The organism is Roseofilum sp. SBFL (assembly GCF_017746885.1).
Lineage (GTDB): Bacteria > Cyanobacteriota > Cyanobacteriia > Cyanobacteriales > Desertifilaceae > Roseofilum.
The window spans coordinates 1-10,851 of record NZ_JAGHZH010000090.1 but is presented as its reverse complement, the minus strand read 5'-3'; the positions used below and the strand labels follow the sequence as shown (position 1 = coordinate 10,851).

Here is a 10,851-nt window from a genome sequence, read left to right as displayed (position 1 = left end):
CAACATGGCTTCCGCAAAGCCGAAAATATTAAACGCGCTCTTGATGGCGAATTTTACTTTTATTCCTACGTCTTCGGCTTTGAACCGGCTGACAAAGGCGCAAAGATTGAGATTGAGAGTTAGAAACCGGGTTTGTGCGTTAAACACCGTAGGTTGGGTTTCACTTCGTTCAACCCAACATTGAGCTAACCCATTATCCTAGAAATAAGTGTCAAGAGGAAACCCACCCTATGGAAACCATTACCATTCAAGTTGATGCTGAACTCGCCCAAGCTTATCGAGCAGCAGAACCCCAGCAACAACAAAATGCCACCTTCATGTTCAATCTCATAATCCAAGAATTATTGAACCCTAATTCGTTTAATGACCTGGTAAAACAAATTCGTGAAGAAGCGGCTGCCAATGGGTTGACTGCCGAAATTTTAGCTGAACTTTTAGAGGATGAATAAAAAACGTATTATCTTAGATACCAATATTCTGATTAGCGGCTTGATACTGTCTTCATCTAAACCTCAACAGGTTTTTGATCTGGTGACTAAAAAGCACATTGTCTTAATGTCTGAGGAAACTTTGGCGGAATTATTTAAAATTTTTATCCGGCCAAAATTTGAAAAATATATATCTCTAGGTCAATAAAGTACATTTAGTAATAAAATCGAGGTGATAATGATTGGTAAAACGGATGAATTCTCAAGATTTATTTAACCTGTCTTCTACGGATTTTCAACGTCGTTTTGGAGTTAAATATGAGACATTTGAGCCAATGGTGAAAGCGATTAACTCCCAATCGAGTTCCCCAGAAAAAAGAGGGAAAAAACCAAAACTTTCTGTGAACGAATTATCATTGAACATATTAATCGTAAGCTGAAAATTTTTAACATCTTGGGCCATAGATACCGCAATCGTTGTCGCCGTTATGGTTTGCGTTGCAATTTGTTAGCAGCCATCTATAACTATGAGTTAACTCTCACTTCTGAAACACAAAAAACCTTAAGTATAGCATAAAATTAATTTGCAAGAGGTCTAATGATCTAGAGCAGAAAAATATACCATGACTCAATTCATCTCTTTAATTCAATCTAAAAAAGCATACCGATTACTGATCATTTTTTTAATCTTGATCGCCCCTATCACTGCCGTTACTGGTTTTATCTATACTCAAGAGATCAAACAAGCGAAAACTCTATTACAAATCCAGCTAACCAACAGCCTTGAAGGACAAACGGATCAAATTTCCAGAGAGTTTCAGTTAATTGTATCTGATTTGAAAATCTTAGCTGAATTGAATGAACTGCAAAATTATCTAGTTGACTCCATGGTTGAGCAACGGAATGCTCTATCCAATGAATTATTTCACTTTTCTGTCCATAAACACCTCTACGATCAAATTCGGTTTTTAGATCAAACTGGACTCGAAATTGTTCGGGTTAATTTTAATAAAGGTCAGCCCTCGGTTGTGCCAGTGGAGAAACTACAAAATAAAGTCAATCGCTATTACTTTCAAGATACCTGGGTACTTCCGGCGGGAGAAATTTTTGTGTCTCCCTTTGATTTGAACATGGAACAAGGCAATATTGAACAGCCCTTAAAGCCGACGATTCGATTTGGGATGCCTGTATTCGATGAACAGGGGCAGAAACGAGGCGTGATGTTAGTGAATTATCTAGGCAATGAATTGTTAACTGAACTAAAAAAGAAAGCGCTTCATGCTCCGGGAAATCTGATGTTATTAAATGCGGAAGGATTTTGGTTTACCGGAGTTTCAGAATTGCAGTTATGGGGGTTTATGTATAGCGATCGCCCCACTGAACTCCCGCAAACGTTTGCCAAGCAGTTTCCCCAGGAATGGCAACGCATTAGTCAGGAACGTAAAAGTCAATTTTATACTAAAAATGGATTGTTTACGTTTGTCACTATCTATCCCTTAGGTGAGGGACAGAAATCTAGTACGGGCGCTCCAGATGCTTTTACTGCCAGTGATTTAGAGATCGGTGCATCCGAGTATTATTGGAAAGTGGTGTCCTATGTATCTCCGGAGGAGCTCCAGGAAATTCTACTCCCCATTCGCAAAAAAATTACTCTACCGTTTCTCGGATTAACGGCGATCGTTTTAGTTCTTTCGATAGGGTTAACAGAGGCTAAAATTAAACACCGAGACGCAGAAATAAAAATTGAGCAACAAAATCGTTTTTTGAATAATGTCATTAACTCTCTAGCTGATGCTTTTTATGTTATTGATGCAGCTAATCATAAAATTATTACTGCCAATACTGCGGCCGAAAAACTAGGTAAAATCAAGGATACTCAGTGTTACTCTTTGACTCATAAGTGCAATAGTATTTGTGGGGATAATATCGAGGGTTCTTCTCCCTGTCCATTAGAAATTTTGCGAAAAACAAAACAGCCTACAGTTGTAGAACATACTCATTTTGATGCCCAAGGAAATCCAATGTTTGTAGAAGTCCATGCCTATCCTATTTTGGATGCTCAAGGAAACTTGGTACAAATAATTGAGTATAGTTTAGATATTACACCTCGCCGAAAAGCGGAAGAGAAAGTGCGTCAACTTTCGCAAGCTGTAGAACAAAGTGCCAATGGTATTATTATTACGGATTTAAAAGGTAAAATTGAATATGTTAATTCCCAGTTTACTGAAATAACGGGGTATAGTTTACAAGAAGTTCAAGGAAAAACACCACGGTTTTTGAATTCTGGAGCGCAGAGTAAGGCATATTATAAAGAATTATGGAAGACGATTAAATCAGGAAATGAATGGCGAGGGGAGTTTCATAACCGACGCAAGGATGGTTCTCTATATTGGGCACATGCGACTATTTCTCCTATGTTCAATGCCGATCGGAAAATGACTCATTTTTTAGGGATTCAAGAAAATATAACCGCGCGTAAGCAAGCAGAATCTGATTTGCGAGAATCCGAATATAAACTCAGACGGAAGACAGAAGAACTAGAAAAAACGTTAGCCGAATTGCGCCAGACTCAATCTCAACTCATCCAAACTGAGAAGATGTCGAGTTTAGGGCAATTAGTGGCAGGAATTGCCCATGAAATTAATAATCCGATTAGTTTTATCTATGGGAATTTAGGCTATGCCGAAACTTATATACAAGATTTAATGGGTCTGATTGAGGCTTATCAGGAAAGCTATCCTCATCCTCAGCCACAGGTAGCGGAAACGATAGAAGAGATTGATTTTGAATTTTTAATGGAAGATCTACCGAAAATTTTAGAGTCCATGAAGCAGGGAGCGAATCGTATTGATTCTATTGTTTCTTCTTTGCGGATCTTTTCTCATATGGATCAGGTGGGAATTAAAGCGGTGGATATTCATCCGGGATTGGAGAGTAGTTTAACGTTACTACAATCTAGATTACAAAGGGATCAACATCGTCGAGAGATTCAAATTAAAAAAGAGTATGCTGACTTACCCTTGGTAGAATGTTATCCCGATCAGTTAAATCAGGTGTTTATGAATTTAATTATGAATGCCATAGATGCCATTGAAGAGCGCGATCGCACTCTATCCCGTAATGACGTTCAATCCTATACTGGTCAAATCAGCATAATAACGCAATTTGTCGAGGCTGGCTTGGTGAAAATCAGTATCACTGATAATGGGATTGGGATTAAAGAGTCCATAAAATCTCGATTATTTGATCCCTTTTTTACGACCAAGGATGTGGGGCAAGGGACAGGCTTAGGACTCTCCATTGCCTATCAAATTATTACTGAGCAACATCTAGGAACCCTGGAGTATTCTTCTACGGAATGGGAAGGCACAGAATGGACGATCGCCTTACCGGTGAAGATGAGCTAATGTTCCTTCTTCGGCAATTCCCCGGATATTGAGCAGAATACCAGTTGACATCTCTTTAATTTCGATTATTATAGAAATATGGAATCAACTAAAACCACTGACTTGTCTCTCGACCATATTTCAAGGGCCTTTGCTGCTCTCGGGCAATCCTCACGTTTAAAAATTGTCCGCTTACTGCTGTCCGCCAATCCAAAGGGGTTACCGGCTGGAGAGATTCAGAAGGAACTGGGGATTTCTGCGTCCACCCTGTCCCACCATCTGGACAAATTACGGCAGGTGGGTATTGTGACCGCAGAGAAAGAGCGTCAGTGGATCTGGTACAGTGTTCGATCCCAAACTCTCAAATCTCTGATCGACTTCCTGTTTGAGGAGTGTTGCACGCGCAATCAAGTCATTCCATTGGATGAAATGAACGTTGCACCAACTCGTGAATCAGAAGATGCAGAGGGTTGAGAGCAAGGGGGATATGAACTCCTTAGAGTTTTGCTATAGATAATTGACACTCCACACACGGGGATTGAAATGCAGCAGAGTTTTTGGGATTTCATATAAAAATTTTTGTTTTTTTATTTCGATGTTTGCCTAAATATCAAAGGAGTTAAGTCTCATGGCAACTAATGTACTGACAAGATTGAATCGTAGCGTTCTGAAACTCGATCGGGTAGTATTGGCGATCGCCCTCATCCTTTTCCTGCTCGCCCTCATCGAACGCTCCCAAGTCTCTGATACCCTAGCCTTCACACTCAACAGTCTTTCGAGTGTCGCCCCTTTTTTATTCCTATCCATTGGAATTGCCGCGTATACCCAAGCAAGCGGTGCAGATAACCTGATCTCCAGAGCCTTTCAAGGTCGAATCTCAGTAATGGTGGTTGTCGCTTCTGTATTTGGAGCCTTTTCACCCTTTTGTTCCTGTGGCGTTATCCCCCTCATTGCCGCCTTACTCACCATGGGTGTACCTGTCGCTGCGGTGATGGCATTCTGGCTTTCATCTCCCTTGATGGACCCGTCTATGTTCGTGCTGACAGTGGGGACGCTAGGTCTACAATTTGCGATCGCCAAAACAGTCGCAACCATTGGTATCGGATTATTAGGTGGTTTTGGCACCCTAGCCCTGATCCGTTCCGGTGTTGCCCTCCGAGCCTTTACCCAACCCCTACGTGAAGGAGTGGGAAATGGAGGCTGTGGGGGCAGTCGAGTCCGCAAACCCAAGCCTATCGTCTGGAAATTCTGGCAGCAAGTCGAGCGACGACAAAAATTTTGGCACAGTGCCGGTAAAAACGCCTGGTTCTTAGGAAAATGGCTCGCTTTAGCCTTCATGATTGAGAGCCTGATGCTCGTTTACATCCCCAATGCTTGGATTCAGACCCTAGTTGGTGATAGCAGTTTTCTCTCCATTGTAGGCGCTGCAATCGTCGGTATTCCCCTCTATCTCAATGGCTTTGCCGCCTTGCCTCTCATTGGCGGACTGATTCAACAGGGAATGGCACCAGGAGCTGGCATGGCCTTTCTGTTAGCTGGTGGTGCAACCAGCATCCCCGCAATGATTGCTGTGTTCGCCCTCGCTCGTCGTCCCGTCTTTTTGGCCTATCTGAGCTTTGCCTTTATTGGCTCTGTCATAGCTGGCCTAGTGTATGCTGTCATCTTTTAGGGGTGATTGGGGAATATATAGAACAACTGAAAACTTTAGCTGAGATAACTCAGTTTCCTCTAATTACCGGCAAAACAACTCAGAAGCAACGGGAAGTTCTTTTTCAGCAATTTCGGGATGGAGACATAGATGGCTTCGTATTGTCTCGGGTAGGAAATTTTGCCCTTGACTTACCCGATGCGGATGTCTTGATTCAGGTTTTTGGTAAGTATGGTTCTCGACAGGAGGAAGCGCAGCGCTTAGGGCGAATTCTGCGTCCTAAATCAGATAGGAGAACAGCCAGATTTTACACTTTGGTTTCCTTAAGGACTTGTGAAGAAGATTTTGCCCGTCACCGACAGTTATTTTTAACCAAGCAAGGTTACGATTATGAGATTAACTAAGAGTAGAATAAATATGGAGTGAAAATGTTTGACGAATTAGAAAAAATTAACGAATGCCCCGAACCATTCCAATTTTACACCGCAAGCGATCTCTGGACTGATGAACATACATCAAAACAGATGCTCTCGTTTCATCTTAATCCGGCCATTGATGTTTCTTCGAGAAAAGCTGAATTCATAAATCGATCGGTGGAATGGATCGTATCTGAGTTCAACATCGGCAGTGAAACTTATTTAGCTGATTTCGGCTGTGGTCCTGGACTGTATGCAAGCCGTTTGGCGAAACGCGACGCATCTGTAACCGGCATCGATTTCTCGAAGAGATCCATCGAGTACGGAAGGAAAATTGCAGCCCGCGAACAATTAAATATCAGCTATATAAATCAGAACTACCTCAATTTTGACACAGAAGAACGATTCGATCTCGTACTGATGATTATGTGTGATTTCTGCGCCCTTAGTCCAACACAAAGAAAAAAAATACTAGACCTATTCCATAAGATTTTGAAACCGAGCGGTTCAGTCCTACTTGATGTTTATTCCCTGGCTGCATTTGAACAAAGGGAAGAAACGGCAACATATGAGGTGAACCAACTCAACGGTTTCTGGTCACCTCACAAGTATTACGGCTTTCTAAATACCTTCAAATACAATCAAGAGAAGGTAGTGCTGGACAAGTACACAATTATTGAGTCAGAGCGAACCAAATATGTGTACAACTGGTTGCAATATTTTACGCCTGAAGAGCTTGAGAGTGAGTTGGTTAATGCTGGTTTTGCAATTAAAGGGATCTATTCCGACGTTGCGGGAACCCCTTACGATCGACAATCGAGAGAATTTGCCGTCATTGCCAATAGAGTGTAGAAGTGTAGATCGCCACAGAACAATGCCATACCGGGTGCATCTCATATTTGGATCGGATCTATTTTTAAGGGTGGGCAGGAGGATAAGCGGCATCATTCAAATTACACAACCCTATCCTGCACACCCTAACCGATACTTTAATTGATTACCCAGATTTGATATGATTAATTGATCGGAATATCTGCCTCAACTTGACAGCCTTTCCCTGACGCACTCTTGATTTCAAAGCGTCCACCGATCGCCTGAATTCGGTCTTGCATTCCTCGCAACCCAAATCCTGTAGAATTGAGATTCCGCTCAAACCCTTGTCCATTATCCTGCAAACGCAAACACACCATTCCACTCGCTTCCATCAGATACACTTGTACCCGTGTTGCCTCACTATGACGCGCCACATTCGTTAGAGCCTCCTGAACCACCCGATACAGCGCTGTTGAGCATTTTTTAGATAACGCTGATCTCACCTTAAACTTGCACTCAATGCGAATTCCCGTCGTCTGCTTCACTTCTTGCAATAACTCCATCAGAGCAGCTTCAAACGTCTTCCCCTTCAACGGATCGGCTCGCAGAGCAGACACCGAGTGGCGCACATCCTTCAGTGCTTCTTTCCCTAACCGTTGTGCTTCCTTTAAATACCCCTGAGCCTTAGGGGGATCTTCAGCTAAGAACACCGTTGTATTCTCCAACTGGATACTCTGAGCAGTTAAATAATGACCAACCGAATCATGAATCTCACGGGCAATACGATTTCTCTCTTGCAATGCCGCTTGATTTTCCACCAACAGGGCATATTGGCGGAGTTCCCGATGAGCTTCCTTTAAATCTTGTCGGCTTTTTTTTTCACTCAGTAGCGCTCCCACCAATAACAGAACCAACACTAATACCCATCCAAATAAAAGAGCTGAATTAACGGTTAAGTGCAGAACAAACCCTTGGGATCTTGGAGACAAAAACTCCATCAAATCGGCAGGTTGCTCCACCTTACGGGACAAATAATGAAAAAATCCCACCCGTTTCAGAACTGTTCCCATCAACATCCCCAGAAACGAAATATAAGCCACCAATGCCACCATCACCCGTCCGCGCCAGGGAAACATCAAACAGCCTCGAATGACAACTACTAGCAAGAGAGCAGAAAAAAACGTTGCCCCTCGCCCCCCAAAGGCAACTGCCAAGCCACTCAAACCAAACCCTAAAGTGGTATACAGTACCTGATAAATCCATGGGTGATGGACTTGGGGCAAGCGCAAACCCATTAATCCCAAACTACCAATACTGGCAAGAATTCCAGGAATAAACCGGCTGGGATTTCCTGGGCGACTCGGTGGCATGGGAGGATGGGGGGGAAGCATTTCCAAACCCTGGGGACGCGGAGGCGGTGAAAAATGAATAGCATCGGGAGAGGGGGCAAAGGTTGCTAATACTGCAATTGCCAGCAAAATCCATTCTAAGTAAAGCAAAAGATAAAATGGATGATTAGAATAAGATTTCCATCCAGAAAAACGTCCCATGGCTTCCCCCTGTCCTCATCTTGCACAAATCTGTGAATCTATACCCGATCTTACGGGAACTTTTTCACAGAATCGAGGATCTTAAGTCTGCACTTATGTGAAGGGGATATAGTGCTTTAGGACTAGATTAGATTGGTACTCAAGAGTCGGTTGATTTGGGCGATTGGATCGAAGTGGATGAGCGATCGCAATTTCTAGGATTGATTTATCCGATACAGGTTTAGACAATCCGGAGGATTCGATCGTGACGACTACTTTACCGACACCTCAAAGCAAAAATACTCAACCCGTTCAAACCGTTAAGTATGTCTCGAACTTACCCCATGGGGTAATCCCTTGTGCGTTAGCAGCTAGTGTACTGAGTTTAAGTGCGATCGCCGGATTTGTCTATCTTCGTTATGGTAATTTTAACTCAACTCAAATTCCTCTCCAGACTGAATCCGTTCAAGGCTCTAACCTCGTTGGCGAAAACATTAGTTTCTATCGTGCCCCAAATTCTCTCTATAATATCGAATTTGAAATCAGCCAGAACGGACAATCTACCCCTATTCTCTTAAACAATGTCGATCTGCGGTTAATGATTCCCCAAATTCCTGCCTCAATTCGTGGGAATCAAGCCCTAACGCAATGGTTTCTCACGGAACGGGAATTTAATCGACAACGGGTTATTTTCTCTGCGGGTTCCCCAGAAATTTATCTACCCGACGGCTTCATGGGTTACTCCAGCGAAGAAATCTCCATTGCCGTCACCAATAATTGCTTAGGTGCAGGCTATTGGGAATTAGCGGTTTTTGCCGAAACTTCAGAGGGAAAACAAAAAATTTATCAAGGCTACTTTGACTTTCCCAAAGGAGCCTATAGTCGTCTTGTCAGCGAACTGAATGGTGTTTCCTCTTGGGATCATGCCCCATCCATGGAAGCTTGGCCTGGATTTAACTTCTATAGTGGAATGCCCTTTGATTTAGACGCGATACGAACAGCGAAACGCCGCTATCTGGTTGATGCCCAAGACTTAAAACACGAAAATATTCTAGCCACCAATGAGCAAATCAGTAAAGCAAAACTCATGGTGGTTAATCAACCCCTAGAAACCCTTGAAACTTGGGAAGACTTGCACCAAGCCAATCCGAAATTTCAAAGTTTTGTTCCTCCAGGAATTTATAATCCAAATAAACTCTGGAAAACCGATTATAGTCAAATTTCCCATTTGCAGAGTGCTACAGCTAAAACGATTGAATCCCCTTTAGCAAATGAAGAATTATTAGAATTGGAATTAACTCTCAAGAGCCAGTCCGGGAAACTTCGTAAATTTATCGTCAGTGGAGTGGATTGGCATCAGATTCCCCAAGTTTCCACGGATCAGTACGATCGCGGAATCTATATTCCTATTGGGTTTGCCCCCCCATTTACCGATAACTACGAGCAGTTGAAACAAAATCCCCCCCACAAGAGTCCTTTATTTAGTGTCATGCTAGATGGATACAATCTAGCCATGAATTATCGCAAGGATATCGGCATTAATGGCTTAGTGATGCATCGAGATATCCAAAATCCCCATAAACTGCATTTTTATTTTATGTCTTATGAGCGGATTACTTTGGTGAGTCACTATGTTTTGGATTTAACTCAATGGGTGCTAATGGAACATCCAGAACCAGAAGCCATGAGCGCGGTAAAAACATTTGACTATACTCCATCTATGGCTCTCTCTCAAGTGGATTTAAATCAAAAAGTATATACCCAACTGGATCAAGCTTGGCAAACCAATCCCCAATTTAAACAACGGCTAACTTATCGCATTTTTGTAGATTCTCAAGGCGTAATTACCGGTTATGTTCCCAGTTCAAATGAAGCTCAAGATTGGGTGGACAATACCCCATTATCGGATATGAGTCGAGCTTCTGAATTTGACGATCGCGGGATTGATTCTTTCCGAGTCGTTTTTACCCCAAGGGGAGCAATAGAGGTCAGTCCTTGGTGGGGATGGGATTCTCAAGAGTAATATGAAATCCTTAGATGTTTGTTACAGATGATTGACACGGAGACGCGGAGACACGGAGACACGGAGACACGGAGATTTGATGTGTAGCATGATTTTGAGGATTTGATATAAGTTAGGAATAGGGGAATGGAGTTAAGGGAGCGATCGCACAATATCTTCAAATTCCCGAATCGCTACACTTGAACCCATTTCCCAACCCCGCTCAATATAATTTGGAATGAGTAGCTTCAAATTATACTCAGGAAACCATTGACTCTTTTGAACTTCTTGATAACCCTGACGATCAAATTGATAAAAATATAACTTTGTTTCTCTATAAATCCACAGTTCTGAAGGGGCGATCGCCTGATAATTCTCCGGTTGTGTCATCGAAGTTAAATCCACTTCAATCGCCAAATCTGGAGCGGGATCGGTTTCTAAATCAATCCGCTATAGCAATTATCTGTAGCCAGAAACCCAGTTTCTTGAACAATACCTTCGCCAAAACGGGACAGGACTGTTGAACGCGAATGGGTGGCGATCGCGAAACGGTAGGAAGCTAGAGTGCTCGTGCCAAAACCCGGTGGGGCGCTTCTATAGTACAGTTGTTGTTTACCACAACTCCAACT

Annotated in this window: 11 protein-coding genes and 2 pseudogenes; 10 read left to right on the top strand and 3 right to left on the bottom strand. The window is 42.6% G+C overall.

What is annotated here, in order from left to right:
* Positions 1-230 precede the first annotated feature (230 nt).
* The 9 genes and pseudogenes from J7545_RS09910 (at position 231) to J7545_RS09875 (ending at position 6,730) form a co-directional block, all read left to right on the top strand.
* Positions 231-449, top strand: coding sequence for a hypothetical protein (locus tag J7545_RS09910; RefSeq protein ID WP_318698120.1), 219 nt, complete (start codon positions 231-233; stop codon positions 447-449).
* Positions 442-636 carry a putative toxin-antitoxin system toxin component, PIN family gene (locus J7545_RS09905; protein ID WP_318698121.1) on the top strand — a complete coding sequence of 65 codons (195 nt, stop codon included), beginning with the start codon at positions 442-444 and terminating at the stop codon, positions 634-636. Before J7545_RS09910 ends, J7545_RS09905 begins: the two co-directional genes overlap by 8 nt.
* Before the next feature lie 46 nt (positions 637-682).
* A complete protein-coding gene (locus tag J7545_RS24000) occupies positions 683-868 on the top strand; it encodes a hypothetical protein (protein WP_413038603.1) in 186 nt (61 codons plus the stop codon).
* Positions 835-1,005 (top strand): annotated as a pseudogene (locus J7545_RS09900) (IS5/IS1182 family transposase); the annotation flags it as partial. The gene J7545_RS24000 and the pseudogene J7545_RS09900, both read left to right, overlap by 34 nt.
* A gap of 46 nt (positions 1,006-1,051) precedes the next feature.
* On the top strand, positions 1,052-3,835 hold the full coding sequence (locus J7545_RS09895; protein WP_318698122.1) for a PAS domain S-box protein: 2,784 nt from the start codon (positions 1,052-1,054) through the stop codon (positions 3,833-3,835).
* A 78-nt stretch (positions 3,836-3,913) separates the two neighbouring features.
* Positions 3,914-4,288 carry a metalloregulator ArsR/SmtB family transcription factor gene (locus J7545_RS09890; RefSeq protein ID WP_318698123.1) on the top strand — a complete coding sequence of 125 codons (375 nt, stop codon included), beginning with the start codon at positions 3,914-3,916 and terminating at the stop codon, positions 4,286-4,288.
* A 154-nt stretch (positions 4,289-4,442) separates the two neighbouring features.
* Positions 4,443-5,483 carry a permease gene (locus J7545_RS09885; RefSeq protein ID WP_318698124.1) on the top strand — a complete coding sequence of 347 codons (1,041 nt, stop codon included), beginning with the start codon at positions 4,443-4,445 and terminating at the stop codon, positions 5,481-5,483.
* Positions 5,474-5,866, top strand: a pseudogene (locus tag J7545_RS09880) (helicase-related protein); the annotation flags it as partial. The gene J7545_RS09885 and the pseudogene J7545_RS09880, both read left to right, overlap by 10 nt.
* Before the next feature lie 24 nt (positions 5,867-5,890).
* Positions 5,891-6,730: a class I SAM-dependent methyltransferase gene (locus J7545_RS09875; protein ID WP_318698126.1), complete on the top strand. Its 840-nt coding sequence runs from the start codon at positions 5,891-5,893 to the stop codon at positions 6,728-6,730.
* Between the two features lie 164 nt (positions 6,731-6,894).
* Here J7545_RS09875 and J7545_RS09870 read toward each other — a convergent pair whose 3' ends face one another.
* Positions 6,895-8,241: a sensor histidine kinase gene (locus tag J7545_RS09870; RefSeq protein WP_318698127.1), complete on the bottom strand. Its 1,347-nt coding sequence runs from the start codon at positions 8,239-8,241 to the stop codon at positions 6,895-6,897.
* A 244-nt stretch (positions 8,242-8,485) separates the two neighbouring features.
* Between J7545_RS09870 and J7545_RS09865 the strand changes: the two genes are divergently transcribed.
* Positions 8,486-10,243 carry a hypothetical protein gene (locus J7545_RS09865; protein WP_318698128.1) on the top strand — a complete coding sequence of 586 codons (1,758 nt, stop codon included), beginning with the start codon at positions 8,486-8,488 and terminating at the stop codon, positions 10,241-10,243.
* A gap of 132 nt (positions 10,244-10,375) precedes the next feature.
* On the opposite strand, the gene J7545_RS09860 is transcribed toward J7545_RS09865, so the two are convergent.
* Positions 10,376-10,612: a hypothetical protein gene (locus J7545_RS09860; protein ID WP_318698129.1), complete on the bottom strand. Its 237-nt coding sequence runs from the start codon at positions 10,610-10,612 to the stop codon at positions 10,376-10,378.
* 47 nt (positions 10,613-10,659) lie between these two features.
* On the bottom strand, positions 10,660-10,851 hold a 192-nt coding region (locus tag J7545_RS09855; RefSeq protein ID WP_318719515.1), incomplete at its 5' end, for a hypothetical protein.

Excerpts from the sequence above, each read along its gene's own strand:
- J7545_RS09870 (WP_318698127.1), bottom strand. The coding sequence starts at position 8,241 with ATGGGACGTTTTTCTGGATGGAAATCTTATTCTAATCATCCATTTTAT.
- J7545_RS09905 (WP_318698121.1), top strand. The coding sequence starts at position 442 with ATGAATAAAAAACGTATTATCTTAGATACCAATATTCTGATTAGCGGC.
- J7545_RS09875 (WP_318698126.1), top strand. The coding sequence starts at position 5,891 with ATGTTTGACGAATTAGAAAAAATTAACGAATGCCCCGAACCATTCCAA.
- J7545_RS09910 (WP_318698120.1), top strand. The coding sequence starts at position 231 with ATGGAAACCATTACCATTCAAGTTGATGCTGAACTCGCCCAAGCTTAT.
- J7545_RS09890 (WP_318698123.1), top strand. The coding sequence starts at position 3,914 with ATGGAATCAACTAAAACCACTGACTTGTCTCTCGACCATATTTCAAGG.
- J7545_RS09860 (WP_318698129.1), bottom strand. The coding sequence starts at position 10,612 with ATGACACAACCGGAGAATTATCAGGCGATCGCCCCTTCAGAACTGTGG.
- J7545_RS24000 (WP_413038603.1), top strand. The coding sequence starts at position 683 with ATGAATTCTCAAGATTTATTTAACCTGTCTTCTACGGATTTTCAACGT.
- J7545_RS09895 (WP_318698122.1), top strand. The coding sequence starts at position 1,052 with ATGACTCAATTCATCTCTTTAATTCAATCTAAAAAAGCATACCGATTA.
- J7545_RS09885 (WP_318698124.1), top strand. The coding sequence starts at position 4,443 with ATGGCAACTAATGTACTGACAAGATTGAATCGTAGCGTTCTGAAACTC.